This window comes from Derxia gummosa DSM 723 (assembly GCF_000482785.1).
GTDB classification, from domain to species: domain Bacteria; phylum Pseudomonadota; class Gammaproteobacteria; order Burkholderiales; family Burkholderiaceae_E; genus Derxia; species Derxia gummosa.
Genome location: NZ_AXWS01000007.1, coordinates 543,887 through 570,814, shown reverse-complemented (window position 1 = coordinate 570,814; position 26,928 = coordinate 543,887). Strand labels below are relative to the sequence as shown.

At 67.3% G+C, this 26,928-nt stretch carries 27 protein-coding genes, 3 tRNA genes and 1 pseudogene; 14 read left to right on the top strand and 17 right to left on the bottom strand.

All coding sequences use genetic code 11. The features are described from left to right. Positions 1 to 2: 2 nt before the first annotated feature. The 7 genes from nifN to H566_RS0103680 all read left to right on the top strand — a co-directional run bounded on the left by nifN (position 3) and on the right by H566_RS0103680 (position 3,540). A complete protein-coding gene (gene nifN, locus H566_RS22720) occupies positions 3 to 1,481 on the top strand; it encodes a nitrogenase iron-molybdenum cofactor biosynthesis protein NifN (protein ID WP_084544719.1) in 1,479 nt (492 codons plus the stop codon). Then, complete coding sequence (nifX, locus tag H566_RS0103705; protein WP_028310373.1) at positions 1,478 to 1,891, top strand: nitrogen fixation protein NifX; 414 nt, start codon at positions 1,478 to 1,480, stop codon at positions 1,889 to 1,891. Before nifN ends, nifX begins: the two co-directional genes overlap by 4 nt. Next, positions 1,884 to 2,363, top strand: coding sequence for a NifX-associated nitrogen fixation protein (locus H566_RS0103700; RefSeq protein ID WP_028310372.1), 480 nt, complete (start codon positions 1,884 to 1,886; stop codon positions 2,361 to 2,363). The genes nifX and H566_RS0103700 overlap by 8 nt, the downstream gene beginning before the upstream one ends. Positions 2,364 to 2,366: 3 nt before the next feature. Continuing rightward, positions 2,367 to 2,567, top strand: a complete 201-nt coding sequence (locus H566_RS0103695) for a CCE_0567 family metalloprotein (protein ID WP_028310371.1) — start codon at positions 2,367 to 2,369, stop codon at positions 2,565 to 2,567. 10 nt (positions 2,568 to 2,577) lie between these two features. Beyond that, positions 2,578 to 2,883 (top strand): ferredoxin III, nif-specific, encoded by a 306-nt coding sequence (gene fdxB, locus H566_RS0103690; protein ID WP_028310370.1) that lies wholly within the window; start codon positions 2,578 to 2,580, stop codon positions 2,881 to 2,883. 3 nt (positions 2,884 to 2,886) lie between these two features. Next, complete coding sequence (locus tag H566_RS22715) at positions 2,887 to 3,408, top strand: nitrogen fixation protein NifQ (protein WP_211238028.1); 522 nt, start codon at positions 2,887 to 2,889, stop codon at positions 3,406 to 3,408. Positions 3,409 to 3,463: 55 nt separating this feature from the next. After that, positions 3,464 to 3,540: transfer RNA gene (locus H566_RS0103680), tRNA-Arg, on the top strand. 65 nt (positions 3,541 to 3,605) lie between these two features. Here the strand turns inward: H566_RS0103680 and H566_RS0103675 are convergent. Both H566_RS0103675 and H566_RS22710 read right to left on the bottom strand, forming a co-directional pair. Beyond that, positions 3,606 to 3,908, bottom strand: coding sequence for a hypothetical protein (locus H566_RS0103675; protein WP_028310369.1), 303 nt, complete (start codon positions 3,906 to 3,908; stop codon positions 3,606 to 3,608). Positions 3,909 to 3,992: 84 nt separating this feature from the next. Beyond that, on the bottom strand, positions 3,993 to 4,613 hold the full coding sequence (locus H566_RS22710; protein WP_034410406.1) for a DUF2239 family protein: 621 nt from the start codon (positions 4,611 to 4,613) through the stop codon (positions 3,993 to 3,995). Positions 4,614 to 4,780: 167 nt separating this feature from the next. On the opposite strand from H566_RS22710, the gene H566_RS0103665 reads away from it, so the two are divergent. Both H566_RS0103665 and H566_RS28775 read left to right on the top strand, forming a co-directional pair. Continuing rightward, positions 4,781 to 4,856: transfer RNA gene (locus tag H566_RS0103665), tRNA-His, on the top strand. A 336-nt stretch (positions 4,857 to 5,192) separates the two neighbouring features. After that, positions 5,193 to 5,720, top strand: a complete 528-nt coding sequence (locus H566_RS28775; protein ID WP_156924282.1) for a hypothetical protein — start codon at positions 5,193 to 5,195, stop codon at positions 5,718 to 5,720. Positions 5,721 to 6,051: 331 nt separating this feature from the next. Here the strand turns inward: H566_RS28775 and H566_RS0103660 are convergent, their stop codons facing one another. After that, on the bottom strand, positions 6,052 to 6,333 hold the full coding sequence (locus H566_RS0103660; RefSeq protein ID WP_156924281.1) for a site-specific integrase: 282 nt from the start codon (positions 6,331 to 6,333) through the stop codon (positions 6,052 to 6,054). 128 nt (positions 6,334 to 6,461) lie between these two features. On the opposite strand from H566_RS0103660, the gene H566_RS28770 reads away from it, so the two are divergent. Then, a tRNA-His gene (locus H566_RS28770) sits at positions 6,462 to 6,551 on the top strand. A 61-nt stretch (positions 6,552 to 6,612) separates the two neighbouring features. On the opposite strand, the gene nth is transcribed toward H566_RS28770, so the two are convergent. The 12 genes and pseudogenes from nth to H566_RS30540 form a co-directional block, all read right to left on the bottom strand. Continuing rightward, positions 6,613 to 7,257: an endonuclease III gene (gene nth / locus H566_RS0103655; protein WP_028310367.1), complete on the bottom strand. Its 645-nt coding sequence runs from the start codon at positions 7,255 to 7,257 to the stop codon at positions 6,613 to 6,615. 34 nt (positions 7,258 to 7,291) lie between these two features. Beyond that, positions 7,292 to 8,179 carry an RnfABCDGE type electron transport complex subunit B gene (locus H566_RS29590; protein WP_084544823.1) on the bottom strand — a complete coding sequence of 296 codons (888 nt, stop codon included), beginning with the start codon at positions 8,177 to 8,179 and terminating at the stop codon, positions 7,292 to 7,294. Continuing rightward, positions 8,176 to 8,940 carry an exodeoxyribonuclease III gene (locus tag H566_RS0103645; protein WP_028310366.1) on the bottom strand — a complete coding sequence of 255 codons (765 nt, stop codon included), beginning with the start codon at positions 8,938 to 8,940 and terminating at the stop codon, positions 8,176 to 8,178. The genes H566_RS29590 and H566_RS0103645 overlap by 4 nt, the downstream gene beginning before the upstream one ends. Before the next feature lie 51 nt (positions 8,941 to 8,991). Beyond that, a complete protein-coding gene (locus H566_RS0103640) occupies positions 8,992 to 10,740 on the bottom strand; it encodes a hypothetical protein (RefSeq protein ID WP_028310365.1) in 1,749 nt (582 codons plus the stop codon). Between the two features lie 46 nt (positions 10,741 to 10,786). After that, entirely contained in the window at positions 10,787 to 11,635 is an 849-nt protein-coding gene (locus H566_RS0103635) for a class I SAM-dependent methyltransferase (RefSeq protein ID WP_084544718.1), read from the bottom strand. Beyond that, the gene (locus H566_RS0103630; protein ID WP_028310363.1) at positions 11,632 to 15,180 is read right to left on the bottom strand and encodes a glycosyltransferase family 8 protein; all 3,549 of its coding nucleotides are present in this window, start codon (positions 15,178 to 15,180) and stop codon (positions 11,632 to 11,634) included. The genes H566_RS0103635 and H566_RS0103630 overlap by 4 nt, the downstream gene beginning before the upstream one ends. 201 nt (positions 15,181 to 15,381) lie before the next feature. Further along, entirely contained in the window at positions 15,382 to 16,029 is a 648-nt protein-coding gene (locus H566_RS0103625) for a DUF4124 domain-containing protein (RefSeq protein WP_028310362.1), read from the bottom strand. 5 nt (positions 16,030 to 16,034) lie between these two features. Further along, positions 16,035 to 18,086 carry a M3 family metallopeptidase gene (locus tag H566_RS0103620; RefSeq protein WP_028310361.1) on the bottom strand — a complete coding sequence of 684 codons (2,052 nt, stop codon included), beginning with the start codon at positions 18,084 to 18,086 and terminating at the stop codon, positions 16,035 to 16,037. A 213-nt stretch (positions 18,087 to 18,299) separates the two neighbouring features. Next, positions 18,300 to 19,151, bottom strand: a complete 852-nt coding sequence (gene folD / locus H566_RS0103615) for a bifunctional methylenetetrahydrofolate dehydrogenase/methenyltetrahydrofolate cyclohydrolase FolD (protein WP_028310360.1) — start codon at positions 19,149 to 19,151, stop codon at positions 18,300 to 18,302. A gap of 144 nt (positions 19,152 to 19,295) precedes the next feature. Next, positions 19,296 to 19,889 carry an LOG family protein gene (locus H566_RS22700; protein ID WP_034410403.1) on the bottom strand — a complete coding sequence of 198 codons (594 nt, stop codon included), beginning with the start codon at positions 19,887 to 19,889 and terminating at the stop codon, positions 19,296 to 19,298. 86 nt (positions 19,890 to 19,975) lie between these two features. Continuing rightward, the gene (locus tag H566_RS22695; protein WP_425387922.1) at positions 19,976 to 20,665 is read right to left on the bottom strand and encodes a TetR/AcrR family transcriptional regulator; all 690 of its coding nucleotides are present in this window, start codon (positions 20,663 to 20,665) and stop codon (positions 19,976 to 19,978) included. A gap of 17 nt (positions 20,666 to 20,682) precedes the next feature. Next, a pseudogene (locus tag H566_RS30540) lies at positions 20,683 to 20,875 on the bottom strand (TetR/AcrR family transcriptional regulator); the annotation flags it as partial. 88 nt (positions 20,876 to 20,963) lie between these two features. On the opposite strand from H566_RS30540, the gene H566_RS0103600 reads away from it, so the two are divergent. Next, complete coding sequence (locus H566_RS0103600) at positions 20,964 to 21,473, top strand: GyrI-like domain-containing protein (RefSeq protein ID WP_028310359.1); 510 nt, start codon at positions 20,964 to 20,966, stop codon at positions 21,471 to 21,473. Between the two features lie 56 nt (positions 21,474 to 21,529). Here the strand turns inward: H566_RS0103600 and H566_RS27155 are convergent, their stop codons facing one another. Continuing rightward, positions 21,530 to 22,669, bottom strand: coding sequence for an esterase/lipase family protein (locus H566_RS27155; protein WP_051377963.1), 1,140 nt, complete (start codon positions 22,667 to 22,669; stop codon positions 21,530 to 21,532). Positions 22,670 to 22,687: 18 nt separating this feature from the next. Beyond that, positions 22,688 to 23,188 (bottom strand): RDD family protein, encoded by a 501-nt coding sequence (locus H566_RS0103590; RefSeq protein WP_028310358.1) that lies wholly within the window; start codon positions 23,186 to 23,188, stop codon positions 22,688 to 22,690. A gap of 260 nt (positions 23,189 to 23,448) precedes the next feature. Here H566_RS0103590 and H566_RS0103585 point away from each other — a divergent pair, with 260 nt between their 5' ends. The 3 genes from H566_RS0103585 to ilvC all read left to right on the top strand — a co-directional run bounded on the left by H566_RS0103585 (position 23,449) and on the right by ilvC (position 26,859). Then, positions 23,449 to 25,200 carry an acetolactate synthase 3 catalytic subunit gene (locus tag H566_RS0103585; RefSeq protein ID WP_051377961.1) on the top strand — a complete coding sequence of 584 codons (1,752 nt, stop codon included), beginning with the start codon at positions 23,449 to 23,451 and terminating at the stop codon, positions 25,198 to 25,200. Positions 25,201 to 25,310: 110 nt separating this feature from the next. After that, positions 25,311 to 25,802 carry an acetolactate synthase small subunit gene (gene ilvN / locus H566_RS0103580; protein ID WP_028310356.1) on the top strand — a complete coding sequence of 164 codons (492 nt, stop codon included), beginning with the start codon at positions 25,311 to 25,313 and terminating at the stop codon, positions 25,800 to 25,802. 40 nt (positions 25,803 to 25,842) lie between these two features. Further along, positions 25,843 to 26,859, top strand: a complete 1,017-nt coding sequence (gene ilvC / locus H566_RS0103575) for a ketol-acid reductoisomerase (protein ID WP_028310355.1) — start codon at positions 25,843 to 25,845, stop codon at positions 26,857 to 26,859. Positions 26,860 to 26,928 lie beyond the last annotated feature (69 nt).

The following is a 26,928-nucleotide window of genomic DNA, read 5'->3' as shown; positions in this document are numbered from 1 at the left end:
ACATGGCAACCGTTGTCGAATCGAAGAAGGCCTGCGCGGTCAATCCGCTCAAGATGAGTCAGCCGCTGGGCGCGGCCTATGCGTTCATGGGCCTCGACGCCTGCATGCCGGTCATGCACGGCTCGCAGGGCTGCACGTCCTTCGGGCTGGTGCTGCTGGTGCGTCACTTCAAGGAAGCGATTCCGCTCCAGACCACGGCCATGAACGAGGTGACGACCATCCTCGGCGGCTACGAGAACCTGGAGACGGCGCTCCTCAACATCCGCAACCGCGCCAAGCCCAAGCTGATCGCGGTGTGCTCGACCGGCCTGACCGAGACCAAGGGCGATGACGTCGACGGCTATCTGGAACTGGTGCGCAAGCGCAAGCCCGAGCTGGACGACACCGCGCTGCTCTACGTCTCGACGCCCGACTACGTGGGTGCCTTCGAGGACGGCTATGCGAAGGCCACGCTCAACATGGTCAAGCAGTTCTGCACGCCGTTCGGTGCGCGCATCGAGCGGCAGGTCAACCTGTTGCCGGGCGCGCATCTGACGCCGGGCGACATCGAGGAAATCTGCGAGATCTTCGAGCGCTTCGGGCTCAATCCGATCGTGCTGCCGAACGTCGCGCGCTCGCTCGACGGCCACATTCCCGAGGACTGGCGCGGCTTCACGCTCGGCGGCACGACGCTCGACGAGATGGCGACCATGGGCGGCTCGATCGCGACCATCGCCATTGGCGAGTCGATGCGCTCCGCCGCCATCGAGTTGGAGATGCGCGCCGGCGTGCCGTACCACGTGTTCGACCGCCTCACCGGCCTCGAACCCTGCGACAACTTCCTGCAAACGATTGCACAGATCAGTGGCAAGCCCGTGCCGCAGAAGTACCGGCGCGAGCGCGGCCAGCTGCTCGACGCGATGCTCGACGGCCACTTCCACTTCGGTGGCAAGAAGGTCGCGATCGGCGCCGAGCCCGATCTGCTGTTCGCGGCCGGCTCGCTCATGCACGAGATGGGCGCGACGCTGCACACCTGCATCACGACCACGCACTCGCCGGTACTGGAGCGCGTGCCGACCGAGAAGGTCGTCATCGGCGACCTCGAAGACCTGGAGATCGGCGCCAAGGAATGCGACCTGATGGTCACGCATTCGCACGGTCGGCAGGCGGCGGCGCGGCTCGACAAGCCCTTCTACCGCATGGGCATCCCGATGTTCGACCGCATCGGCAATGCGCATCGCGTGTCGGTCGGCTATCGCGGGACGATGAATCTCATCTACGACATCGGCAACCTGCTGGCCGACAACATCTGGCACGGCGAGGCCGACTCCTGGCCGCTGCCGCCGGAGTCGCTCGCGGCGGCCCAGGGTGTCCAGCCCATCGTCGTGCAGGACGGCGCGGGCGGCGGTTGCGGCACCGGCGGTTGCGGTTGCGCGACCGCGGTGTCGAGCGACGTCACGCTTCAGAACGAATCCCTTTCCACCACAGGAGCCGCGTCATGAAAGTCGCCTTCTCCACCCAGGACAAGGTGCGCGTCGATGCGCACTTTGGCTGGGCCAAGAACATCGTCATCTACGAGGTCACGTCCGACAGCGCCGAACTGATCGAGAGCCACGAGTTCGGCGGCAAGCTCGAAGAGGACGGTGACGAGGACAAGCTCGCGCCCAAGATCGAGGCGGTCAAGGACTGCGCAATCCTGTACGTCGCCGCCATCGGCGGCTCGGGCGCGGCGCGTGTCGTCGCGGCCAAGATCCATCCGATCAAGGTTCCGCAACCGGAATCGATCGCCGAGATCATCGAAAAGCTGCAAGCGGTGCTCAAGGGCACGCCGCCGCCGTGGCTGCGCAAGGTCCTGACCAAGGGTCAGGAAAAGACCCAAGACTTTGAAGACGACGAGGTTGAACATGGCTGAAGCCACCATTGAAGCAGGCAGCGACGAGGCCTTCCTCGCGACGCCTTTCGTGCAGCAGATGATCAAGATGCTGCGCGCCCAGGACATGCATGGCACCTGGGACAACAAGACCGATCTCGACCTGCTCGATCCGTTCATCCTGAACGCCGAGAAGCGTCGCGAGATTCCCATCATCGGTGACCCGGACCCCGAAGTGCTCTGGCGCCTGGAGCTGTTCTACAACGCGATCGCTGTCTGCATTGAGCGCGAGACCGGGAACATCGTCACCCCGATGATGAAGATGAGCCACGAAGGCTTCGGTCGCATGGTGCTGATTGCCGGCCGTCTCATCGTCGTCAACAAGCAGCTGCGCGATGTGCACCGCTTCGGCTTCGCGTCGCTGGCCAAGCTCTCCGAGCAGGGCAACAAATTCGTGAACGAAGCGGTCGAGATGGTCCGGAAGTACCCGGACGTCGTGAATTACGGAGGCTGAAAGATGGAAAGCGCCGAAGAACTCAAGGCCAAGATCAAGAAGCTCAACGCGCAAGCCACGCAGGCCAAGATGGATCTGCACGACCTGAGCGAAGAGTTGCCGACCAACTGGGAAAAGATCATGGAAGTCGCCCAGAAGGCCCATGACGCCCATGCCGCGCTGATGGAGGCCCGCAAGGCCCAGGCAGCCGCATCCGCCGCTTAAGGAGTAAACGATGAGCGCCTTTTCGGTCACGCTGCCCAGCGGCGAAAGCTGGACGCCGCAATTCGTCCAGGAACTGAACGAAGACACCTGCATCGGCTGCGGCCGCTGCTTCAAGGTCTGCCCGCGCGGCGTCCTCGAACTCTTCGGCGTCAACGAGGACGGCGACAAGCTGGCCCTGTCGGGAGACGACGACGAGGACGAGGAATACGAGAAGAAGGTCATGACCATCGCGCATCAGGAACTGTGCATCGGCTGCACGGCCTGCTCGAAGGTCTGCCCGAAGAAGTGCTACACGCACGGCCCGGTCGAGGCCTGAGCGATGGAAGTCGCGCTCGCCCGGTTCCTGTGCGATCGCTTCGGCGAAGCCGAAGCCGGTCGGATCGAAGCGCGCTGGTGTGCGACCTTCGGACAGGTCGCGGGCGAGCGCTGTGAATTGATGGCGGTGCCCGACCGTCACGAGGAGTACGCCGATCTGCTCGGTCTGCTGCTCGAAGACCTTGTCGTGGCCGGCGAGGAGGGGCTGGCGCTCGCGCGCTGGATTGCCTGGTCGTGCATGGGCGAGGGCCATCTGTGGGAAGACCTCGGTCTGCCCGAGCGACCCCAGCTCACACGGATGATGGCGGACTGCTTTCCGGCGCTGCGCGCGCGCAACTCGCAGGACATGCGCTGGAAGAAATTCTTCTACAAGCAGCTCTGCGATCGCGCGGAGGTGTCGGTGTGCCGGGCGCCGTCGTGCAGCGTGTGTTCCGAATATTCGGTGTGCTTCGTCACGCCGATCCTCCCGTCGGCGGCGATGCTCGATCGTCTCGCGGGGGAGTCTGGCCCGGCGCGCTTCGGCTGAGTTTCGGGATCGGTTGAACGAAGGCGCGGTGCTATGATCCGCCGCCTTTCGTCGGCTGCCCGTAGCTCAGTCGGATAGAGCAACGGCCTTCTAAGCCGTGGGTCGGGGGTTCGATTCCCTCCGGGCAGGCCATTGAATCAACGGCTTAGCGCGCTCCGACGATTGCCTGTTGTGCCAATCACCGACCTCCGTGCCAATCAGCCGCCGTTGGGCGGCTTCCTCCGGGCCGCCGGCTCGACGATTTCGGCCTTCCGCCGATAGTGCCGGCCCGTCGTGACGACCTTCGCATGCGACAGCAGCGCCCACTTGTTGCTGTCTGCGTTGCTGCTGAACTTCGCGCGGATGTCGTGGGCGCCGAACTGTCGCGCCACCTTGGTCTCGGCGACCATGCGCGCTGTGAAGCGTTGCCACATCGAATCCCAGCCGCTCGCTATGCCCGTCTCCTCGTTGAGGATGGTGCCGTAGTCGGCCACATCCCGCCGGTGCAGCAGGTTCAGCATCACGATCTCACCCTCCAGACAGACAGCGCATGATGAAGTCGTGGCCGGTCCGTGGTGTCGGTGTCAGATGGCGGACGGGCGACGTCACGCGCTCGTCTCGATGTCGCTGGCCGAGAGTTTCTGCGCGTACGTGCGTACGTCGGAAGGCCAGGCGGCCGTGATCTCGTTCAAGCGTGTCAAGTCGTTGGCAAAGAGCGCGCGTGTGGCTTCCTCGAAGCCCGGCAGGTCGCCGGCCATCGCCGACATGAAGTTGTATGCCCGCTCTTGCGCCTCGCGCTGTCTGTCTTTCGCCGCACTGCTGCGGCGTGCGTCTTCGACAAGTTTGCGCAGCGCCACCGAAGCACCGCCCGGTTGAGCGGCCAGCCATTCCCAATGGCGGGGCAATAGCGTGATTTCTCTCGGCACTACCCCGATGCGTGGGCGTCCGCGTCCTCGGGGTTCGTCAGGCTGGTGCGAGTCCGCTTCATTGAAAGGCGCGACCACCGCTGGCGTCAACGCTGCCAGCCGGTTGGCGATGTCCGCTGCGGACCCTCGCGTATCCACGTCAACGACCTTGCCTGTCATATCGTCAAACACCAGCACCGGCCCTTCCGATGCACCGCCGCCGAGCGCATCCCGGGCGGCCAGCACGTTGTCAAGCAAGGAGCCGGCGGCAATTCGTCGATGACCGGCGAAGCTGGTGTAGGTAATCGGAGCTTTGTTCATTTGCCAATAATACCCGGATAAAAAATAATGCGTGAAATATATCCGGGTGAAAATTAAATGAGCAACCATGATCCTCGGCGACCTGCCAAGGAGGGTTGTGCAACAGGGTGTGTGCCATCAGGCTTGTCAGTTTTGGTCAAGCTGCTGCATAATCTGCGGCTTCGGTGGTGGCGGTAGCTCAGTTGGTAGAGTCCCGGATTGTGATTCCGGCTGTCGTGGGTTCGAGTCCCATTCGCCACCCCATAAAATCAAGCACTTACGATTCACTTGGTTTGTTTTTTGGAACAAATCAAAAGTTTTTGGAAGACGTAAGGCTGCAAAAATGGCGCTTCCTGCTACGGGAAGCGCCATTTTTTTCGCATGCACAGCTCTGTCTTGGTGCTCAGATCGGCGTGACGATGTTCCGATAAAAGGTCGGTTTTCTGGTCACACAGGGCGCTGCATGGTCCGGATGTTCATGCACAATCGGACGCGTTGCCGTGTAACTCCGCTGGACGGACCGGCACAAGACAGCGCCAACTCTGGTGCACTCCGAGGTGGTGCCGACTGTCTTACTGACTAACTTAAACGGGTAAAAACGTGGATGCTTGCATTTCGGTTGCCGATCTGGTGAGCCGTGGCAAGAGCGAACTTCGCCGACTGGAGCGAAAGGAGCTCAAGCTTCCGCAGTGGACCAGGTGGTTAAGCCGCTTTCCTGTTGCCGTCATTGAACTGCCGCTGAATTGGTCGCTCAACAAGCAACTCCCTAAGCTTGTCGATCAGGCGGTCAGAATGAGTGGGCTTGCGGCTGAGATCGAACGCGATCAACTAGATGATCTTCTCGACGAAGATCTGACGTTTGTCGAGCAACTTAATGGGTACACGGCGGCGCTAATTAGCCTGCAAGCAAGCACTCGTGAGCTTGCATCGATTGCCGGCGGTTTCTCAAAGCTTGCTGGTACGCTTCAACGGCTTGAGGGAGCAGTTCGACTAGCCCGCAGCAAAGCGGAAGAACTCCGCTGGGCAGTCCTTGAACATGATGCTGAAGTCTGTTCAAGAAAAAGTGCACCGACACGACTCGTGGCGCACAGTCAAGCTGAGCTGGAGAAGCTTTTCGACCTTTTGTGAACCTGATGGACGGCGATCAGTTACAGATAGTAGGCGTCGATCTGTCTAACCCTAGGTTCGTGAAGGCGTTCAGTAAGCTTGATGAGCCGTTGCGACGCCAGGTGCGAGACGCAATCGGCTCCATCTTGCTGGTACCTAGAAATGCGTACCCAGCGAAACTTCACTTTCATCCGCTTAAGTCGAAAAAGGCCAAAGGACACGACGGTAAAGACGTCCCTGTCTATACCATTCACGTCACACCAGACGATCGCTACAAGGCCAGTTTCACGATTGAAGGTGGATACGCGTTTTTTCGGGTGCTCGGGTTGCACGACGACGTAGATGCAAGCCCTTAGCTAAGAGGCTTGGAGCGTCTAATTGCCCGCCGGTCATAAACCGAATCCGTCGTCGCCGTCTGCGTGTGCGCGGCGAAGTCATACCGGTCCGCATCCCGCCGCTCGAACTTCTCGGTGATCGCCGCTGGCCGGATGTGATTCAGGGCGAAGCGCCGCGCGCCCGTGTCGGCGTGCTTCTCCATGTACTTGTCCATCAGCCGGCCCCAGATCGTGCCGGCGCCGCTCTTCGTGTACGGGCTGCCTGACTTGTTCCCGAACACGTAGAGCGAGCGGTCCACGTCGCGCGGGTACTCCAGCGCCTCGCGCACAGCGCTGGCGGCGCAGCCTGACCAGTGGGGTAAAAATCTTGGAATGCTGAGCTTTACCCTTGGGCCGTTTACTGAGCTGGCGAATGTTTTTGTTCCGAGTGATGATTTATAAGTTATTGATTTTTATGAAATTTATTGTCGGATTGTGATTCCGGCTGTCGTGGGTTCGAGTCCCATTCGCCACCCCACCAGATACAAAAAGCCCCGGTGAGTTCTGCTCACCGGGGCTTTTTCATTTGCGCTTCGATATCAGCGCTTTGGCGCCGGTGTTTTCGGTTCGTACTCGCACAGGTCGCCGATGGCGCATTGCCAGCATTCCGGTGTGCGTGCCTTGCAGACATAGCGGCCGTGCAGGATCAGCCAGTGATGCGCGTCCACCATGAAGCGCGGCGGGATCACCTTTAGCAAGCCGCGCTCGACATCGAGCGGCGTCTTGCCCGGCGCGAGGCCGATGCGGTTGCCGAGCCGGAAAATGTGCGTGTCGACCGCCATGGTCGGCTCGCCGAAGACGACGTTCAGCACCACGTTGGCGGTCTTGCGGCCGACACCCGGCAGCGCTTCGAGCGCCTCGCGCGAGCGCGGCACCTTTCCGTCATGCCGTTCGAGCAGCAGGCGGCAGGTCTCGATCGCATGCTTTGCCTTGCTCTTGTAGAGGCCGATCGTGCGGATGTAGCCGGCCAGCTCTTCCTCGCCGAGCGCAAGCATCGCGGCGGGCGTGTTGGCGACCGGGAACAGCTTGCGCGTGGCCTTGTTGACGCTCACGTCGGTGGCCTGGGCCGAGAGCAGTACAGCGATGAGCAGCTCGAAGGGCGTGGTGAATTCGAGCTCGGTGACGGGCAGGGGATTGGCCTGCTCGAAGCGGGCGAAGAGTTGTTCGATCTTGTCGGCGCGCATGGGCGGGGGAGGGACGTGCGTGGGGTGACGGAATTCAGCCTGCATCGCGCATGGCGCGGGCGGCGGCTTCACGCAGTGCGGCCTTCTGACGGGCGCGTTCGATGGCCGCGTTGACGGTGGCGCGCTTGCGGTCGTCGGCCGGCGAGGCGGTGCCGGTCGCCTGGGGCGCCGGTAGCGCGGCCGAGGCGTCGGGCCGGGCACCGGCGGGCGCTGGCGGGAGGGTATCCGCGAGCGGCGCGGCGCCGGCTGCCGGCGCGGCGCCGTCAATGGCGGCATCGGACGTGGAGCGCGGCGCGGCAGCGGCAGATGAACGCGCTTGCAGGCGCCGCTCCCGCTCCTCCTGCTCGCGCGCGAGGCGCAGCGTGCGCGCCTCGAAGCGCTGGCGCGCGGCACGGGCGTTGGCCGGTGTCCAGGGCGGCACGGGCTGGCCGTCGCGCAGCGTCTGCGGCATCGAGATGCAATCGACCGGGCAGGGCGGCACGCAGAGCGCGCAGCCGGTGCAGAACTGGGGGATGACGGTGTGCATGCGCTTGTGCATGCCGAAGATCGCGTCCACCGGGCAGGCCTTGATGCAAAGCGTGCAGCCGATGCAGGCCTCCTCGTCGATGAGCGCGACCGCGCGCGGCAGCTCGGCACCGCAGGCCGGGTCGAGCGGGATCGCATCGCGACCGGTCAGTTCGGCGAGCCGGGCGATGCCGTCGGCGCCACCGGGCGGGCAGCGGTTGATGGCTTCGCCATCGCGCGCGATGGCTTCGGCATAGGGCGCGCAGCCCTTGTGACCGCACTGGCCGCATTGGGTCTGCGGCAGGGCGTCCTGGATCGCTTCGATGAGCACGGCCAGATCGGCGGGATGGCCGGATCTGTCGCCGGGCGCACGGGCTTCGCGGTCGTCTGCCCGCGCCGTGGGGCCGGCCGCGCTCATGCCAGCGTCGCCACCACCGGCGCGTGGTCCGACGGCTGGGGCTTCTTGCGTTCGGCGCGGTCGATCGTGCAGGCGGTGCAGCTGTCGCGCAGCGCGGGCGACATCAGGATGTGATCGATGCGCAGGCCGCGGTTCTTCTGGAAGCCGAGCTGGCGGTAGTCCCACCACGAGAAAGAGCGCTCGGGCTGGTCGAACAGCCGGTACGCGTCGGCGAGACCGAGGCCGAGCAGCGCGCGGAAGCGCTCGCGCTCCGGCGGCGACACCAGCACCTGGCCTTCCCAGGCGGCGGGGTCGTGCACGTCGCGGTCCTCGGGGGCGATGTTGTAGTCGCCGAGCAGGGCGAACCTCGGATGCGCGGCGAGCTGCTCGCCCGCGTGACGCAGCATCGCGTCGCACCAGGCGAGCTTGTACGGGTACTTGTCGCTGTCGAGCGCCTGGCCGTTGGGGAAGTAGGCGCAGACGAGACGCACGCCGTCGATGGTGGCGGTCAGCACGCGCTTCTGCTCGTCGTCGAAGCCGGGCAGGCCGGCGATCACGTCCTCGGCCGGCGAGCGGCTGAGGATGGCGACGCCGTTGTAGGTCTTCTGGCCGATGAAGACCGAGTGATAGCCCAGCTCGGCAAAGGCGGCGGCGGGGAACTTGTCGTCGGTGAGCTTGGTTTCCTGCAGGCACAGGGCATCGACGGGATTGGCTTGCAGCCAGGCGAGGACGTGCGGCAGGCGCACGCCGAGGCTGTTGACGTTCCAGGTGGCGATTTGCACGGCGGTGATCCGGAGGCGGTTGCATGGCGCCGCGCGCGGCGCCGGCGGGCCTCAGCGGGCCCGCGTCGCCTGCATGTCGCGCAGCGAGCGGAGGAAGCGGCGGACGATGTCGTCCACGTCGAGTTCCACGTTCTGCACATTGTTGCGGATGTCGTACTCGTTGCGGCGCTCGCCAGCGTCGGCGATGCGGCCGATGACGAATTCGGCCGGACGGATGTCCTCGGCTTCCCAGGTGCCGGGACGCTCGTCGGGCGGCGTCTTCTCGATGTCGGGGCCGGAGTAGGTCAGGCCCGTGCCGCGACAGAACCAGCCGACCTTGTGCTGGGTGGTACCGATCGGCGCGAGATAGAAATCGACCTGTGCCGCGAGCAGCACGCTCTCGCGCAGCGAATTGCCCAGGAGGTTGAACACCCGCGCGCGCAGCCCGGACGGGCAGCCGTCGATGACCTGATGCGCCACCGCGTCGAGCGCCTCCAGCGCGCCGGCCCACTTGTGCGTGATGAGGTCCTTGCCGACCGGATACGAAAAGCCGTCGAGCAGGAACACCGCCTGCGGGAACTCCGCGCCGACCGCCGCGATCACCCGCGCGATGCCTTCGGCCTGGCCGATCCAGGCGCGCGAGCCGGTGCGCATGCCGAACCAGATCACCGGCCAGGCGTCGACCGGCAGCTGCTCGGGTTGCACGGCCGTCTCGCGCGCCACCGGCAGCCGGCGCGCGCACTCGATCAGCCGCGCGCGCAGCGAGGCCGGGATGAAGTAGCCGCCGGTCGCCACCATGAGCCGGTCGGGCGCGAACGGGCAGGGATCGGTCTGGCCAGCGTCGCTCTCGACATGGCAGTGCGCGTACTCCGGATAGATCCGCTCGAAGGGCGCGAAGAACTCCGAGCCGCCGGTGATGACCGATTCGACGCGCGGCGTCGGCCCGCGCAGCACCTGGCGTTCGACACCGGTCAGGAAGTTCCAGTGCCAGTGCGCGAAGTTCTCGGCCCGGCCGACGCGCAGCGCGATGCGGCGCGGCTCGGCCAGCTGGGCCGGCGTGCGCGCGAGGAGGGCGAGGAAGGCATCGGCATGGCGCGCGAGCCGGAACAGCTGGGCGCCGAAGGAGGTGGCGAGCGCCTCGTCCTTGGTGATGGCGCCGAGGCCGGCCTCGAAGTCCAGGAACAGCCGCAGTGCCGGCAGCAGCAGGCCCACGGCCTTGTGCCCCGCGCCGCCGGTCACGAGATAGAAGGGCTTCGTGCCGAGGAAGAGATAGACCGCGCGCCCGAACAGATGGAAGCAGTCGGTCGCATGACAGGGCGCGCCGGTCCACGGGTCGGGAAATTCGAGCCGGCCACTGTCGATCGCGCGGTCCTGGAAGCCGAGAAAACGCTCGCGGCTCGCGATCATGGCGCGCGACTTCTCCGAGCCGTAGGTGGCGGCATCGAGCCGCGCGGCCCAGGCCGGCTCGGCGCTGAGGAAGTCGTTGATGTCGCGCTTCAGGCGCGCGTGATCGAGGCCGAACTCGGCGCACTTCTCGGCCTCGCTGCGCAGGCTGGAGCGCATGCGGATGCGGTTCGCGGCCAGCCCGTGGGCGATGCCGAACACGATGCGCGCCGAGCCGCTGCTGCGCAGCACGCTGGCGCAGGCGTCGGCTGGCAGCGCCTGGCCGTCGGCATGCGCCTCCCACAGCGCGACCATGGCCGCGTAGTCGGGCGTGGCGCGGAACTCGTCGAGACCGGCCTGGGCCTGCGGATGGTCGGGGCCGAAGGACTTGAGGAGCTTGCTGAGCGATGCCCAGTCCTGGGCGGTGGCAGTGGTCATGCGGTGAAGCTCGTGCTGGCGGGGCGAAGCCGCGCCCCGGGGCGGATCAGCGGCGCTTGATCCAGGCGATCTCGTACAGCGAGCCGAAGTGCTCGGCATCGGGCAGACGGTCGTGTTCGACGCTGATGTTGGGCGCGTCGAGCAGGGTCAGGCGCTGCTCGCGCATCGCCTTCGCATACTCGTCGCGGTTGTAGCGCGTGCCGTAGGCCACGAAGTGGACGGTGGACACGCGCTTGCCGCTGCCCTCGCATTTCTCCATCCAACCGTTGACCGGGAAGTCGGGGCAGCCGCTCGGCTCGTAGCGATCGGCCAGCACGGTGTGCTCGAAGAAGTAGGGCGTGTTGTAGAGCGCGATGACCGCGCCCGGGCGCAGGTGTGCGTCGATCGCGAGCAGGCCCTCGTTCATCGACGCGATCGGGTAGATCGGGCTGATGTCGTCATGCCCGGCCGTCTGGTGGTAGCGGCAGAACACGTTGAAGGCGGTGACGAGGTCGAAGGGCCCGTGCTCGGCCAGCCCGCTGCGCGACGACTCGAAGATCGTCGCCTTGCCGGCGCAGCGCGTGCGCGCCTCGGCCAGCGCGGCGGGATCGACGTCGCAGCCGAACACCTCGGCGCCCGGAAAGGCCTCGACCAGGTCCATGCATTCGTGCCCGACCGAGCAGCCGAAGGACAGGATGCGCGGCGGCCGGCCGAGCGCCGTGAGCGCCGGCAGCCGCGAGAGCGGCCCCAGCACATGCGGATGGCGGTTGGCGCCCGAGGCGGTGGACTTCTGCTGCTGGGCGAGGCGGTCGGGCGGCGTTGCTTCGGGCGCGCCCTCTTCGGGCGGCGCCACGGCGGCGGCACGCGCGGCGTCGGCCGACAGCGAGGGCACGGCGGGGCGTGGGGGAGTGCTCATGCCTTGCGTCCGGTGCGCGCGAGATAGCGCGCCTTGTAGTCGTTGAACTCGCGGCCGCGCGTGATGGAGAGCTCGTTCCACGGCTTCACCGGGCCGGCGTAGTGAAGAATCCTGGCGTCGTCGGTCACGTCCTGGCTCGGCACCGCGTTCCACTCGATGCCGAGGTGGACGCGCTCGCCGCGCGCATAGACGTTGAGCGCGTCCTGATCGTTCATGCCGTAGCGCTCGATGAGCGGGACGTAATGCCGGGCGAAGTCGTCGGCACGCATGCGCGCGAGATTGAGCACCACCACGCCGGCATTGAAGGCCTGGAACACCAGCGGCCCTTTCGCATGCATCGCGCGGCGCAGCTGCCAAGCCTTGCGGTGCGACAGCGTGCCGGCGGCGCGGTAGGCCATGTTGTAGCCGTAGCGCCAGCTCGCGAAGGTGCTCGACTTGCCGGCGATGGGCGCATTGCCCAGCTCGACCGCCCACAGCTCGGCCAGATCGCCGAGCACGAGGATGTCGACATCGAGGTAGATGACCTTGCCGATCTCGGGCAGCAGGTCGGGCAGCATGAGCCGGTCCATCGTCGAGACCGTGGTGTGCACGAGCATGCGCAGCTGGTCGCCGTAGTCCACCACGTCGAAGTTGTAGAAGCTCAGGCTCGCGCGGTCGCCGAACTCGGCGATCAGCCGCTCCCAGTAGCCGCGGTCGAGACCGCGCGTCATCACATGCACATGCAGCGGCGCGCTGGCATTGGCGAGCGCCGATTCGAGCACCACCGGCAGTTCCTCGCCAAGGTTGTGATCGACCGCGAACGCGACCTGGATGTCGTCGGCCCGCGCGGCGCGGCCGCCGTGCAGCGCGCCTTCGCGCAGCTGTGCCGCGAGCGCGGCCGGGTCGAAGGAAGCCAGGCCGAGGTCGATGTCGCGCTTGCAGTACTCGTCGGCGAAGGCGAGGTCGGGGGCGCAGGCATCACGCCAGACCTTGCGCACCTCGGCCTCGCTCGCGCCCGAGAAGGCGGCTTCGAGCACCCTGGCGAGCTTGGCCTCGATGCCGTCGCGGATGCGCGCGAAGCCGTGCTCGCCCAGCTCGACCAGGCCCTCGAAGCGGATGTCCGACATGCTGCGCGGCTTGAACACCACGTCCATGCCGAGTGCCGTGGTGGGCAGGTAGCAGTGCAGGCGCGAGGTGGCGATCACCTCGTAGGACTGGTAGCCCTCCAGCAGCTTCACCGCGTCGTCCATGTTCCGGCAGAAGCTGTTGTGGCGAACGTCGGTGCCGGCCTGGGTGAACTTGCTCACCTCCTTGCCCTCGAACTCGCCGGGCTGGGGCCGGTAATCCACCAGCGCCACGTGCTGGCGTTCGCTGGTGGTGGTGCGGCGCGGGAAGACCTTGCCGACGGTGGTCGTCATGCAGCCCGAGAAGAAGGCTTCGATGCCGTGCTCGCGCAGCAGGTACACCGTGGTCCAGTCGCGGCAGCCGATCGGGCCGTTGGCCTTGAGGTAGTCGATCGCCTCGGGCGTGAGGAAGGCGCGGTTGTTGACGTGGAACGAGACGAAGATCGGCCGCAGGTTGGGCGCGAACGGGAAGTCGAAGTAGTCGCGGAAGTTGGGGTGCATGTACCAGCCGAAGCCGATCATCCACACCGGCTCGGCGTAATGCCGGCTGTGCGAGAAGTCGCGGTCCACCAGCACCAGCTCGACTTCCTTCTCGGGGCCGTCGATCACGTAGTCGGGGTTGAGGCGGGTGCGCAGGTTGTCGACCCATTCGGCCAGCCCCGGCTCCTGGCTCGTGAATTTCACGTTCTTGAAGCGCACGACGTTCGACAGGCTTGCAAGCGTTTGCACGTGATCGCCGATGTTCGACGACGCCTTGTCGTAGTCGAGCATCTTGTAGTCGATGATGCCGAAGCGGATCTTGCCGTCGCAGGTCCCGGCGGGATGGCGTTGCGCGTCGAGGCGCGCGGCCTGCCAGCGCGCGAGCTGCTCGACGAGCCAGCGACTGCGCATGCGCTGCTCATCGTCGAGCAGGTCGAGCAGCGGTTCGAGCCGCGTCACGGCCGTCATGGCGAGGTCGAGCTGGCGCTGCGCGACGAGCCGCTGCGCGATGCACGCGAGCTGGGTGGCCTGGGTCGCGTCGGGCGCGGCGGGCAGGGCGGCGAGCCAGTCGGCAAAGGCGGCGCGGCCGGCGTCGAGGTCGCCGGCGAGCAGCGAATCGATCCATTCGGCCGGCGCATGCCGGCTGACCCAGGCCGGGCGCACCTTGGCGAACAGATGGCGCGCGAGTGGCTGGAAGCCGTCGGCATGGGCGTAGATGCCCGAGCAGAGCGTGCCGATCTCGACCGTCACCTCGTCGTCCATCAGCGCATGCGCGAAGGCGCGCGCATCGACGCGGGCACGTTCGGCCAGCTGGGTTCGCACATGGCGCACGCAGGCGTCGACCATGCTCGTGCCGCGCGCGATGAGCTGGGGCAGCAGGTCGTTGCCGCTGCTGCGGGCGCTGGCGCGAGCCTCGGCCAGCGCGGCGCGCGCGGTGTCGCGCTCGGCGCGGGTCTGCTTGACGGTGGCGCGCAAACGGCCGATGTCCTTCAGGCTGGTGTCGAGCCTGGTGCTGACACGCGCGGTGCCGGCCTGGGCGGCGGCCAGACGGTCGGCAGCACGTCGGGCCTGGACGTGCAGCGTCTCGATCTGGGCCGTGAGACGCTGACCGCGCAGCTCGGCCGATTGCAGCAGGCGGTCGCGCCGGTTCAGTTCGATCTCGTGCTGGTTGCGCTGGCGTCGTGCCTCGGCCAGCGTGGCGCGGGCTTCGTCGCGGGTGGCCGCGCGGGCGGCGAGGGCGGCAGCGAGCTTGGCTTCGAGCGCGCCGACCTGACGCGTGGCGCGCAGCGCCTGCCGGCGCGCTTCACGCAGTTGCTCGCGATAGCGCTCCGCCAGCGCGGCCATGGCCGCCTTGTGCTTGACGCGCAGCTGCTTGACGTCGTTGAGGCGGTCGCGCGCGAGGCCGCGCGTGGCGGTGAGCGTCTCGCGCGTGCGCTTCAAGCTCTTGCGCAGCTTGTCGAGATCGCGGTCGCGACGTTCGAGTCGCTGCGTCACATGGCGCAGATCGCGCGCGGCTATGAGGCCGTCGTGGCGCAGGGTCTTCTTCTCGCCCCGCAGTTCCTTGAGCGCGAGCTGGAGCCTGCGAATCTCGGTGCGCCGTCTGATCACGTCGGCGAGTGCTTCTTCCAGCTGGCTGGCAAGCGCCTGATTGTGGCTGCGTGCCTCGTCCAGCTTGCGCATGACATGCGAGGGCGCGCCGGCGGCCGAAACCGCAGGCGCCTTCTTTTCACGCAATTGCGAGACGAGGCTGCGCAGTCGGTCACGTTCGTTGCGGACCTTGTCGATCGACTCGGTGGTCAGCGGCTTGCCGGTCTTGACGACGGCGGTCGCGCTGGCGGCCGCGGGTGCGGTGTCAATGCCGTGCACGAGGCTGGCCGGAGGCCGGGTCGGCGCCTGCGATGGCGGGACGCCGTCTGTCAGGGTCGGATCGGCGGGGGCGCCGATGTCGCACTTGGCATTCATGAGTTGCGGGCCTGCGGGAAGAAATCCGGAATCTCGATTGTCCGGGTCGGTATCGGTCGGGCTGACCGTGGATCGCCGCGAATATCGCCGTTATTCGGCCGACTCGCTTGCACGATCGCCCGGTCTTGTGGCGGCTGTCGGATTGTCGTGCGGGCAGTGCGTGCCGGCCGGTCGTCGTGCCGACCGGCCGGCAGCTCGCGCTCAGAAGCGGAAGCCGGGCGGCGTGGCCGGCGCGGGCGTGCTCGAGGCCGGGGTGGGATCGGGCTCGACGGCGGGCCGGCCGGGCGCGGTGGCGGGCGCCGGCTGGGCGCCGGTTGCCACCAGCGGCGCCGGCTCGGGATTGCGCCAGCTGCGCGGCAGCACCGAACTGCGCGGATAGCCGGCGGCATCGAGCGCGGCGCGCCAGTCGTCGGGGTTGTAATTGGCGAGCCGGGTCGCGCCGACCGTGAGCGCTGGCAGGAACTCGCTGAAGCCGAGCTTGCGGAAGGCGTCGAGATCGGCGCCGGTCGGCAGCGTGCGCTCGGTATAGGGCACGCCGCGCGCCTTGAGGAGGTCGCGGCCGAGGTCGCAGGGCGCGCAGCCGCTCTGGGTGTAGAGCGTGACCGGCGCCTTGCGCACCGCCTGCGCGAGCGAATAGGGCAGGCCAGCCAGCGCGTCGGCCGACGGCCCGCCGCGACCGAGGTCGAGCGCCGCGCCGCCGCGCGCGCCGCTCGGCGGCGGCTGGTCGGTGTACACGGTCACGCCCTTTTCATCGACGTACTTGTACTGGGCGAAGGCCGGCGCGCCGGCGAGCAGCGCCAGCAGCAGCGCCGCGCGTGCGGCGGGCAGTGGAAGCGGAGTCAGGGTCATGTGGCTCAGGCCGCGACGGGCTCGGTCATGCCGTTGTGACGCAGCAGCGCGTCGATGCTCGGCTTGCGGCCGCGGAAGGCCACGAAGGAATCGAGCGCCGGGCGGCTGCCGCCGACGGACAGGATGGTTTCGAGAAACTCGGCGCCGGTCGCCGCGTCGAGCCCGCCGCGCTCCTCGAACTTGCCGTAGGCGTCGGCCGAGAGCACTTCGGCCCACTTGTAGCTGTAGTAGCCCGCCGCGTAGCCGCCCGCGAAGATGTGCGAGAAGCTGTTCTGGAAGCGGTTCCATTCGGGCGGGATCAGCACCGCCACCTCGGCGCGCACGGTGTCGAGCAGCTGCTGCACGCCCACCTCGCCGGCGGGGTCGAAGTCGCTGTGCAGCAGCATGTCGAACAGCGAGAACTCGATCTGCCGCACCGTCTGCATGCCGGCCTGGAAGTTCTTGGCCGCGATCATCTTGTCGTACAGCGCGCGCGGCAGCGGCTCGCCGCTATCCACGTGGCCGGTCATGTGGCTGAGCACTTCCCATTCCCAGCAGAAGTTCTCCATGAACTGCGACGGCAGCTCGACTGCGTCCCATTCGACGCCGTTGATGCCGGCGACGCCCAGTTCCTCCACGCGCGTGAGCATGTGGTGCAGGCCGTGGCCAAATTCATGGAACAGCGTCAGCACCTCGTCATGCGTGAACACGGCGGGCTTGCCGCCCACCGGCGCCGAGAAGTTGCAGGTGAGATAGGCCACGGGCGTCTGCACGCTGCCGTCGGCGCGGATGCGGCGGCCGCGCGCATCGTCCATCCACGCGCCCGAGCGCTTGCCGGCGCGCGCGTACAGGTCGATGTAGAACTGGCCGAGCAGCCGGCCGTCGAGCGATTCGATGCGGTGGAAGCGCACGTCCGGATGCCACACGGGCGCCTCGTCGGGCTTCACGCGCACGCTGAACAGCGTCTCGATCACGCGGAACAGGCCGGCGAGCACCTTCGGCTCCGGGAAGTACTGCTTCACCTCGTGTTCGCTGAACGAATAGCGCTTCTCGCGCAGCTTTTCGGAGGCGTAGGCCACGTCCCAGGGCTTGAGGTCATCCAGGCCCAGCTCGACCTTTGCAAAGGCTTTCAGCTCGGCCACGTCGCGCTCGGCGTAGGGTTTGGCGCGTACCGCGAGGTCGCGCAGGAAGCCGATGACCTCGGCCGGCGTCTCGGCCATCTTGGGCACCAGCGACACCTCGGCGAAGCTGGCGTAGCCGAGCAGCGCGGCTTCCTCGGCGCGCAGCGCGAGCAGCTCCTTGATGAGCGGCGTGTTGTCGAGTTCGGCCGGGCCGAACTCGGACGCCCGGATCGCATTGGCGTGATAGACCTTCTCGCGCAGCTCGCGCTTGTCGGCGTACTGCAGCAGCGGGAAGTAGGACGGGAAATGCAGCGTGAACAGGAAGCCGGTCTTGTCGGCGGCCTTGGCTCGCTCGGCGGCGGCCTGCTTGGCGTCGTCGGGCAGGCCGGCGAGGTCGGCCTCGTCGTCGATGTGCAGCGTCCAGGCGTTGGTGGCGTCGAGCACATGCTCGGAGAACTTCTGCGACAGCTCGGCCTGGCGTTCCTGGATCTCGGCGAAGCGTTCCTTCGCGGCGTCGGCCAGTTCGGCGCCACCGAGGCGGAAGTCGCGCAGCGAGTTCTCGACGATCTTGCGGCGGGCGCCGTTCAGGGCTTCGTAGCCGGCGCCGGCGCGCAGCGCCTTGTACTTGCCGTAGAGCGCCTCGTTCTGCGACAGCGCAGTCCAGAACTCGGTCACGCGCGGCAGGTTCTCGTTGTAGGCGGCGCGCTGCTCGGGCGTGTCGGCCACCGAGTTGAGGTGACCGACGATGCCCCAGGCTCGGCCGAGTTTTTCGGTGGCGTCGTCGAGCGGGGTGACGAAGCTGTCCCAGTCGGCGGGCAGGTCGGGCGATTCGAGTTGATCGACGGTGGCCTTGCAGTCGGCCAGCAGCGCGTCGAGGGCGGGCGTGATGTGCTCGGGCTTGATGTCGCCGAAGCGCGGCAGGCCGGAGAAATCGAGCAGGGGATTCGTGTTCGACATGGGCGGGCGCCTCTCGGAATGGTGTCGGGCCAGTATAGAGCGGCCCTTCCGGAGGACGTCTTGCGCGCGTTGCGTCGGAAACGAGTGTCTGCGCGTGCTCGGCGCCAGGGGCGCCTCCTGTCCGGCGAGTGACGCGACCGTTGCGGTGGGCGCCGTTGCGGTCGCGCGCCTTGCAGCCTTGCCCGCGCGCAGCCCGCGCCGGCAAGGCCGGCTTCAGCCCGCCTTGCGCTGGGCCGATTCGAGCGTGTTCTGCAGCAGCATCGCGATGGTCATCGGGCCGACGCCGCCGGGCACGGGCGAGATCCAGCCGGCCACGTCCTTCGCGGTGTCGAAATCGACGTCGCCGCAGAGCTTGCCTTCGTCGTCGCGGTTGATGCCGACGTCGATGACGATGGCGCCGGGCTTGACCATGTCGCCGGTCACGATGTGGCGGCGACCGACGGCGGCCACGACGATGTCGGCCTGACGCACGTGATGGCCGAGGTCGGGCGTGGCGCTGTGGCAGACCGTGACCGTGGCATTGGCCGCGAGCAGCAGCAGGGCCATCGGCTTGCCGACGGTGGCGCTGCGGCCGATGACGACGGCGTGCTTGCCGCGGAGGTCGGCGCCGATGCTTTCCAGCATCTTCATGACGCCGTAGGGCGTGCAGGGCCGGAAGCCGGGCAGGCCGGCGACGAGTTCGCCGGCGCTCGCGACCGAATAGCCGTCCACGTCCTTGGCGACCGAGATGGCTTCGACCACCTTGCCGGCGTCGATGTGCTTGGGCAGCGGCATCTGCACGAGGATGCCGTGGATGGAATCGTCGGCATTGAGCGCGGCGATGCGCGCGAGCAGCGCCGCCTCGCTCATCGAGGCTTCGTAGCGCTCCAGCACCGAATGGAAGCCGGCTTCCTCGCAGGCCTTGACCTTGTTGCGCACGTACACGGCGCTGGCCGGGTCGTCGCCGACGAGGATGACGGCGAGGCCCGGGCGATGACCGCGATCGGCGAGCGCGGCGGCGGCGGTGGCGATGTCGGCGCGCAGCTTCGCGCTCAGCGCCTTGCCGTCGATGATTTGTGCGGTCATGAGAGCTCCCGGGGCGTGGTGCGGACGGCGTGGCGACCGCTTCGGGCCGGCCGGGCGCCGCGAAAGGCGGCGGAGAATAGCACGCTGTTTCAGGGTGTTTCGCGTCGCTTTCGGGATGGTCTGCGTCGCTCCGGGGATGGCGGATCAGAGCAGGTCGGTGGACTGAGTCGCCGGTGGCGCGTCAGCCAGTTCGGCGGCAAGCCAGTCTGCAAGCGCTTGCGGCTCGGTGTGCACGACGAGGCGCGCGAGCGTCGCGGCGGCGAGGAAGCCGCGCTCCACGCAGTTGCGCAGGAAGTCGAGCATCGGGTCGTAGAAGCCGTCGAGATTGAGCAGCGCCACCGGCTTGGCATGCAGGTCGAGGTATTGCCAGGTCAGCACCTCGAACAGTTCTTCCAGCGTGCCGATGCCGCCGGGCGCCGCCACGAAGGCATGGCTGCGCTGCGCCATCAACGCCTTGCGCTCGTGCATCGAGCCGACCACCAGCAGCTCGTCGAGCCCCTGATGCGCCCGTTCGCGCGCGACCAGATGCTCCGGGATCACGCCGATCACGCTGCCGCCCGCCGCGAGCGCCGCGTCGGCCGCCGCGCCCATCAGCCCGGTGTTGCCGCCGCCGTAGACGAGCGCGATGCCATGACCCGCGAGCGCCGCCGCGAAGGCACGCACGCCCTCGATCGTGTCGGCCAGCGTGCCCGGGCTGGACCCGCAGAAAAGACAGACCGCCGCGCGATTCGTCGTCATCGTGTGCTCCGTGTGTGAACCGGCGGGCACATTACAACGCGTCCGATCGCGGCGCGGTTGGCGATGCTGCGCCGCCGCATGAGCGGTCACTGCCCATCGGTCGGCGTGGGTGGCTGCGTCCCGGCAGTGGTCTCGGCGGCATCGGCGGTGGCGGCATCGGCATCCGCGGCTCGCGGCGCAGCGGCATCGGTGATGTGGCTGCTGTCGGACGCGGTAGCGCGTGCGGCGCGGAGCGCCGTGGTTCGGACGGCCAGCGGTGGCGACCAGGCCACGCCCGGCTGCGGCTGGCGGATGTCCTGCCAGTCGGGCGCGCGCGGGCGCCCGGCCGTGTCGGCGGGCAGGTCGGCGAGCGTATGCGCCAGCTCGGCGCGTGCCGGTTCGGCCAGCCAGGGATCGAGCAGCGCGAGGGTCTGCCGCATGCCGCGCTGCGTCGATGCCGCGATGTGGCGCCCGCTGCCGAAGCTGCGCGCATCGCGCACGAACTCGAACGACAACCAGAAACTCGACACGACGATCATGTTGGTCGCGAGCGCTTCGAGCCGGTCGGCCGGCGCGAGCAGGTCGCCGTTGCGCGCGAGATCCTGGAGCCAGATGTGCATCAGCGCGGTCTCGCGCTCGACGATGCGCTTGAAGCGGGTTTCGAGCCGCCGGTTGCGCGACAGCAGTTCGTTGATGTCGCGGTACAGGAAGCGGTAGCGCCAGAACAGGCCGAACAGCGCGGCGAGAAAATCGCGCGCGCCGGCGATCGTCGCATCGCGCGCGGCGACCTCCGACAAGGTCGATTCAAGATCGCGCTCGAATTCGCCGAAGAGCGAATTGACGATGTCGTCCTTGTTGCGGAAGTGGTAGTAGAGGTTGCCGGGCGAGATGCCGAGCGCTTCTGCCAGGGTGCCGGTCGATACGTTGGGTTCGCCATGGTCGTTGAACAGGCGCAGTGCCAGTTCGAGAATCCGGTCGCGGTTGCTGCGCGGGCTCTTGCGTTCCATGGTGTCTCGATCGTGCGGCGGCGTGTTCGCAGGTACTCACATTATGGTTTGCGGGCTTACATCCAGCGTGGGCGAGAAATCAATCGGATTGGAAACCGTTCCCGAGGTCGTGCGACATCCGGGCTTTACCGCCTTCGGGCTGGCGGTTCGCACTTCGCCGGACATCGAGGCGCTGCCCGCGCGCGCGCGCATCGGCGAGGTATGGCGCCAGTTCCATCTTCGCGCCTTGCCGTTTCATTTGCGCGCCAATGGCGAGAACGGCCGCATCGTCGCGGTCCGGCATGACTTCGAGAATGGCGGCATCGGCGCCTTCACCGCGACCGTGGGCGTGCAGCTGCGACGCGCCTACCGGCTGCCCGACGGACTGGTGGAGGTGCGCGTGTCGGCCGGCGAGTACCTGCGCTTCTCGCATCGCGGCCAGGGCGCGCTGGCGCTTGCGCGGCTGTGGCGCGAGGCGACCGAGTTCTTCAAGCATCCGCGCCATCCGCTGGCCTTCCGCTTCGAGCGCGCCTACACGGCCGAATTCGAGTGCTACGGCAAGGCCGATCGCAGCGAGCTGTACATCGCGGTCAAGCGCAAGCTCGGCGTTCCGGTGTGAGGCGGTGATCGGTCGCGCCCGATCCGGCGTCAGCTCGGCACGGGCGCGACCTGCCGTCAGCGCGACGCGGCGCCGGCTTGGCCTGCCGGCTGCCCGGTGCCGGCCGATCGGGCGTCTGGGGCGCCCGCGTCCGCGCGCAGCGCCTCGATGATCAGCGCGATGCCGCGCGGCTCGCAGATCAGCGACAGGTGACCGATGCCCGTCGCGCGCCACTCGCGCGCGCCCGGAAGCCGTGCCGACACCTGTGGCGTGACGACGTTGTCATGCCATGACCAGAGGCAGGCGCGCTTGGCGCCGGAGGCGGCCGCGTGATGGCTCGCGCTGGCCGCCGCCTCGGCGGTGGCCAGCGCGGCGAGAAAGTCGCTGCCGAGCCGCATCTGCTTCACGTTGGGCGAGATGAACAGGTGCGCGAACCGGGTGCCGCGATGCGGCGAGCCGACCGTCACCAGCCGCGCGACGCGTGCATCGCCGTGGCGCGCGGCCCAGGCGCGCAGCGCCACGCCGCCCATGCTGTGCCCGACGGCGTCGATGCGCTCGACGCCGTGGCGCGCGCGGATGTGCTCGATCGTCGCCTCGATGCGCTCGACATAGGCGTCGATGGGGCCGAACACCGGCAGCAGGTCGATCGTCTCGACGATCCAGCCCGCCTCGGCCAGCCGCGGCGCCGCATGGCGCCAGATGCCGCCGTGGCAGCCGAAGCCGTGCACCAGCAGCACCACGCGTCGTTGCCCCGCCGCGCCGCTCGAAGCCGAAGTCCCGTGCCCGAGTCCGGCAAAGGCCTGTCCGAGCACGAAGGTGAACAGCCAGTGCCGCCATTCCGTCGTGATGCAGCCCAGCAGCGCCAGCGGCGACGCGGCCGGCGCCGAGCCTGCAATCGCTTGCGCCTCGGCGCGCAAGCCGGCCGGCGGAAAGCGGTTGGCCGTCAGCGAAAACACCAGTTCGGCCACGAACACGCCCCAGCGCGTCAGCAGCCAGCTCGCCGGCGCGAGCAGCGGCAGCCAGCCGAGCGACAGACCCGCGCGCCACGACAGCCAGCCCCAGAGCAGCGTCCACAGCGTCCATTCCCAGGCGAGCCAGCGCCGCATGAGGCCGGCGATCGTCAGGCAGCGCTCGCCATCGACGAACGCATGTGCCGCGTAGCGCCGGTGCGCGGCGGGCGCGGGACGGTCGGCGCAGCCGGAATCGGGCGGGCTCACGCTCGGCGGCGGTTCGGCTCAGGCGCCGACGAAGCGCGTGCCGAGCAGGCGGTCGTGCAGGAACTGGCGCTCGCGGTCGACCACGGCCCAGCCCCATTGCAGCGTGATGCCGAGTAGCAGCCCGAGACCGAAGGCGCGGTTCTGCAAGCCTTCGGGCGCCAGCTCGAAGCACAGCGCCGCCGGCAGCAGCGGCGCCCAGCTCAGCACGTAGCGCAGCGCCGCGCGCCACCAGACGACCGCGCCGCCGTCTCGCGCGACGAGCCGCAGATGCCAGGTCTTGAGCGCGAGCGTCTGTCCGCCGCGGCGCCAGAACCAGACGAAATAGGCGCCGATCCAGCCGAACTCCCAGAGTTGGAACAGCAGCTTGCGTTCGGGCGGCAGCGGCCAGGTGGACTGGCTCAGCGTGAGGAAGAGATAGCTCGTGATGAAGCAGACGCCGAACAGCAGGCAGCCTTCGTAGGCGGCGCAGGCGAGGCGCTTCCACAGGCCGGGCGTGGCGGGGGCGGGAGATGTCGTCATCGGAAAAGTGTATCGCCCGGTCGAAACGCGGAATTGCGTCAGGCGATATCGGGTTTTGACGCTTTGTCAAGCGGCGAAGTATGATCGCGGGCTTCGCTCACAGGACCTCTGCGCAACGCGAAGCAGTCTTTCAGCGCCGGCGCCCACCTCAGGGTCGCGCCATGGCCGCTCTAAGACGCGTCCCCGAAACCAGGCTCACGAGGCCGGCACAGGGAGCCCGATCAATCTCTTGGCGCTGTGCGCTTTGAAAGGACTTAGTCATGGACGCGTTCAAACCGGACGTTCTCAAGCCTTCCACCAAGGAATACACCGGCGCGGAGATCGTCTGCCGCGCCCTCGCCGAAGAAGGCGTCACCCATCTGTTCGGCTATCCGGGCGGCTCGGTGCTCTACATCTACGACGAGATCTTCAAGCAGGACAGCTTCCAGCACATCCTCGTGCGCCACGAGCAGGCCGCCGTGCACGCGGCCGATGCCTACTCGCGGTCGAGCAACAAGGTCGGTGTGGCGATCGTCACCTCGGGCCCGGGCGTGACCAACGCGGTCACCGGCCTTGCGACGGCCTACATGGACTCGATCCCGATGGTGGTCATCTCGGGCCAGGTCCCGACGCATGCCATCGGCTCCGACGCCTTCCAGGAATGCGACGCCGTCGGCATCACGCGCCCCTGCGTCAAGCACAACATCCTCGTGAAGGACGTGCGCGACCTCGCGCCGGCCATCCGTCGTGCCTTCCATATCGCCAAGACCGGCCGTCCCGGCCCGGTGCTGGTCGATATCCCGAAGGACATCACGATCGCCAGGGCCAAGTTCGAATACCCCGAGCGCGTGGAAATGCGCTCGTACAACCCGGCCGGCAAGGGCCATCTCGGCCAGATCAAGAAGGCGGCCGCGCTGCTGCTGACGGCCGAGCGCCCGATGATCTACGCCGGTGGCGGCGTGGTGCTGGCCGATGCCGCGCCCCTGCTCAACAAGCTGGCCGATGAACTGGGCTTCCCCGTCACGACCACGCTGATGGGCCTCGGCGGTTACAAGTCGGGCGATCCGAAGTGGGTCGGCATGCCCGGCATGCACGGCTGGTACGAAGCCAACATGGCGATGCAGCACTGCGACGTGCTGTTCGCCGTGGGCGCGCGCTTCGACGACCGCGTCATCGGCAATCCGAAGCATTTCGCCCAGAACGAACGCAAGATCATCCACGTCGATGTGGACCCGAGCAGCATCTCCAAGCGCGTGAAGGTCGATGTGCCCATCGTCGGCAACCTCTACGAGGTGCTGGAAGAGCTGGTCAAGCTCGTCGAGCAGGGCAAGACCTCGGGCCAGGTGCCCAAGATCGACGCCTGGATGAAGCAGATCGACGAGTGGCGCGGCATCAAGTGCCTCGACTATCGCAAGAGCGACGAGGTCATCAAGCCGCAGTTCGTGGTCGAAAAGCTCTGGGAAGTGACCGGCGGCGACGCCATCGTCACCTCCGACGTGGGCCAGCACCAGATGTGGGCCGCGCAGTACTACCGCTTCGACAAGCCGCGTCGCTGGCTCAACTCGGGCGGCCTCGGGACCATGGGCGTGGGCCTGCCCTACGCGATGGGCGCGCAGCTCGCGAACCCCGGCGTGCCGGTGGCGTGCATCACGGGCGAGGGCAGCATCCAGATGAACATCCAGGAACTCAGCACCTGCAAGCAGTACCGGCTGACGCCCAAGATCATCCTGCTCAACAACCGCTACCTCGGCATGGTCCGCCAGTGGCAGCAGATCGACTACGGCTCGCGCTACAGCGAGAGCTACATGGACGCGCTGCCCGACTTCGTGAAGCTGGTCGAGAGCTATGGCCACGTGGGCATCCGCGTGACCAACCCGGCGGATGTGGAACCGGCGCTGCGCGAAGCCTTCGGCAAGCACAAGGACCGTCTGGTCTTCCTCGACTTCATCACCGACCAGACCGAGAACGTCTGGCCGATGGTCAAGGCCGGCAAGGGCCTGACCGAGATGCTGCTCGGCTCCGAAGACCTGTAAGCAACGGATCGACCGCAACGAACCTCAAGGCCCGGCCGGATTGCCGTCCGCCCGGGCCACCAAGGCGCCGCCCCACGAGCGCGGCGCACGACAACGACACCGAGGACAACATGCGTCACATCATTTCCGTGCTGCTCGAGAACGAGCCGGGCGCGCTTTCGCGCGTCGTGGGCCTGTTCTCGGCGCGCGGCTACAACATCGAAACGCTCACCGTCGCGCCGACGGAAGACCGCAGCCTCTCGCGCATGACCATCGTCACCGAGGGCAACGACGAGATCATCGAGCAGATCACCAAGCACCTGAACCGCCTGATCGAGGTGGTGAAGGTCGTTGACCTGAGCGACGGCGCCCACATCGAGCGCGAACTCATGCTCATCAAGGTGAGGGCGGTCGGCAAGGAGCGCGAGGAGATCAAGCGCACCGCCGACATCTTCCGCGGCCACATCATCGACGTGACCGACAAGAGCTACACGATCGAACTCACCGGCGACCAGTCGAAGCTCGACGCCTTCATCGAGGCGATCGACCGCACGGCGATTCTCGAAACCGTCCGCACCGGCGCCTCGGGCATCGGCCGTGGCGAACGCATCCTGCGCGTCTGACCGGCGCACACCCATACAGCTTTACCAGCGAGGAAGAACCATGAAGGTCTACTACGACAAGGACGCCGACCTGTCCCTCATCAAGGGCAAGAACGTCGCGATCATCGGCTACGGCTCGCAAGGCCATGCCCACGCCCAGAACCTGAACGATTCGGGCGTCAACGTCACCGTCGGCGTGCGCAAGGGCGGTCCGTCGTGGGCCAAGGTCGAGAAGGCCGGCCTGAAGGTCGCCGAAGTCGCCGAGGCCGTGAAGTCGGCCGACGTGGTCATGATCCTGCTGCCGGACGAGCAGATCGCCACCGTCTACGCCAACGACATCGAGCCGAACATCAAGGACGGCGCGGCGCTCGCGTTCGCCCACGGCTTCAACGTGCATTACGGCCAGGTCCAGCCGCGCGCCGACCTCGACGTGTTCATGGTCGCCCCGAAGGCCCCCGGCCACACCGTGCGCGGCACCTACACGCAAGGTGGCGGCGTGCCCCACCTGATCGCCGTGTACCAGGACAAGTCGGGCAGCGCCCGCGACATCGCGATGAGCTACGCCGTCGCGAACGGTGGCGGCAAGGCCGGCATCATCGAAACCACCTTCCGCGACGAGACCGAAACCGACCTGTTCGGCGAACAGGCCGTGCTGTGCGGCGGCGCCGTCGAGCTGATCAAGGCCGGTTTCGAGACGCTGACCGAAGCCGGTTACGCGCCCGAGATGGCCTACTTCGAGTGCCTGCACGAGCTGAAGCTGATCGTCGACCTGATCTACGAAGGCGGCATCGCGAACATGAACTACTCGATCTCGAACAACGCCGAGTACGGCGAGTACGTGACGGGTCCGAAGGTCATCACGGAGCAGAGCAAGGCCGCGATGAAGCAGGCGCTCAAGGACATCCAGACCGGCGAATACGCCAAGAGCTTCATCCTGGAAAACAAGGCCGGCGCGCCCACGCTGATCAGCCGTCGCCGTCTGAACGCCGAGCACCCGATCGAAGTCGTCGGCGAGCAGCTGCGCGCGATGATGCCGTGGATCAAGGCGAACAAGCTCGTCGACAAGTCGCGCAACTGAGCACGCTGTCGAGCGCGTCCGCCAATGGCGGACGGGCGCGGCGACGGGCGGCATACGCATCGTCACCGC

Excerpts from the sequence above, each read along its gene's own strand:
- H566_RS0103675 (WP_028310369.1), bottom strand. The coding sequence starts at position 3,908 with ATGCTGAACCTGCTGCACCGGCGGGATGTGGCCGACTACGGCACCATC.
- nth (WP_028310367.1), bottom strand. The coding sequence starts at position 7,257 with ATGCGCGCCGACAAGATCGAACAACTCTTCGCCCGCTTCGAGCAGGCC.
- folD (WP_028310360.1), bottom strand. The coding sequence starts at position 19,151 with ATGACCGCACAAATCATCGACGGCAAGGCGCTGAGCGCGAAGCTGCGC.
- H566_RS0103700 (WP_028310372.1), top strand. The coding sequence starts at position 1,884 with ATGGCTGAAGCCACCATTGAAGCAGGCAGCGACGAGGCCTTCCTCGCG.
- H566_RS0103620 (WP_028310361.1), bottom strand. The coding sequence starts at position 18,086 with ATGTCGAACACGAATCCCCTGCTCGATTTCTCCGGCCTGCCGCGCTTC.
- H566_RS0103625 (WP_028310362.1), bottom strand. The coding sequence starts at position 16,029 with ATGACCCTGACTCCGCTTCCACTGCCCGCCGCACGCGCGGCGCTGCTG.
- nifN (WP_084544719.1), top strand. The coding sequence starts at position 3 with ATGGCAACCGTTGTCGAATCGAAGAAGGCCTGCGCGGTCAATCCGCTC.
- H566_RS0103695 (WP_028310371.1), top strand. The coding sequence starts at position 2,367 with ATGGAAAGCGCCGAAGAACTCAAGGCCAAGATCAAGAAGCTCAACGCG.
- H566_RS0103640 (WP_028310365.1), bottom strand. The coding sequence starts at position 10,740 with ATGACCACTGCCACCGCCCAGGACTGGGCATCGCTCAGCAAGCTCCTC.
- nifX (WP_028310373.1), top strand. The coding sequence starts at position 1,478 with ATGAAAGTCGCCTTCTCCACCCAGGACAAGGTGCGCGTCGATGCGCAC.
- fdxB (WP_028310370.1), top strand. The coding sequence starts at position 2,578 with ATGAGCGCCTTTTCGGTCACGCTGCCCAGCGGCGAAAGCTGGACGCCG.
- H566_RS0103585 (WP_051377961.1), top strand. The coding sequence starts at position 23,449 with ATGGACGCGTTCAAACCGGACGTTCTCAAGCCTTCCACCAAGGAATAC.
- H566_RS22715 (WP_211238028.1), top strand. The coding sequence starts at position 2,887 with ATGGAAGTCGCGCTCGCCCGGTTCCTGTGCGATCGCTTCGGCGAAGCC.
- H566_RS0103590 (WP_028310358.1), bottom strand. The coding sequence starts at position 23,188 with ATGACGACATCTCCCGCCCCCGCCACGCCCGGCCTGTGGAAGCGCCTC.
- ilvC (WP_028310355.1), top strand. The coding sequence starts at position 25,843 with ATGAAGGTCTACTACGACAAGGACGCCGACCTGTCCCTCATCAAGGGC.
- H566_RS22700 (WP_034410403.1), bottom strand. The coding sequence starts at position 19,889 with ATGACGACGAATCGCGCGGCGGTCTGTCTTTTCTGCGGGTCCAGCCCG.
- H566_RS22710 (WP_034410406.1), bottom strand. The coding sequence starts at position 4,613 with ATGAACAAAGCTCCGATTACCTACACCAGCTTCGCCGGTCATCGACGA.
- ilvN (WP_028310356.1), top strand. The coding sequence starts at position 25,311 with ATGCGTCACATCATTTCCGTGCTGCTCGAGAACGAGCCGGGCGCGCTT.
- H566_RS0103635 (WP_084544718.1), bottom strand. The coding sequence starts at position 11,635 with ATGAGCACTCCCCCACGCCCCGCCGTGCCCTCGCTGTCGGCCGACGCC.
- H566_RS0103630 (WP_028310363.1), bottom strand. The coding sequence starts at position 15,180 with ATGAATGCCAAGTGCGACATCGGCGCCCCCGCCGATCCGACCCTGACA.
- H566_RS29590 (WP_084544823.1), bottom strand. The coding sequence starts at position 8,179 with ATGAGCGCGGCCGGCCCCACGGCGCGGGCAGACGACCGCGAAGCCCGT.